The organism is Modestobacter lapidis (assembly GCF_054780755.1).
The window spans coordinates 1-588 of sequence record NZ_BAAGVS010000068.1 but is presented as its reverse complement, the minus strand read 5'-3'; the positions used below and the strand labels follow the sequence as shown (position 1 = coordinate 588).

Annotated in this window: 1 pseudogene; it reads right to left on the bottom strand. The window is 72.4% G+C overall.

Annotated features, from left to right (window positions below):
* Positions 1-588, bottom strand: a pseudogene (locus ACYVG5_RS21460) (hypothetical protein); the annotation flags it as partial.

Here is a 588-nt window from a genome sequence, read left to right as displayed (position 1 = left end):
CGGTGAGGAAGGTGAGCAGTGCGGGGACGGCGGCGGCTTCGTAGATGCCGGTGACGAACTCGGTGCGGCGGACGAATCCGCTGTAGAGGGGGCGGACCCGGGGCTTGTACCGGCCGACCAGCACCCACTTCAGCGCCGCGACGCCGAGGACGACGGTGACGCTGGAGGTCAGCGCGATCAGCGGGGCGAGCAGCACCGACGCCACCGTGCCCCAGGCCGCCGCGACCGTGGCCACCCCGTAGAGGGTGGCGAACATGGCCACGCCCAGGATGGAGCTGGGTAGCACGATGCGGAGGAACTCGATGGCGTACCGGGCGCGGATCCGCCGCCGGGACGGGGTGAAGGTCTGGGCTTCGGTGAAGTCCTCGTACATTTCCCGGCGCGGGAGGTAGAACGCCGGGGAGCCGAGCCAGGCGGTGCCGGGCGGGACGCCGTCGGCCGGGGGCACCGAGCGCACGCCGATCAGCGACCCGTCACCCAGGGTGGCTCCGGAGGGGATGAACGCGGCGTTGCCGACGAAGGTGCGCGCCCCGATCTCGGTGCGCTGGAAGGCGACGTGGCCGTTGGCGTAGGTGGCGCTGCCGACGC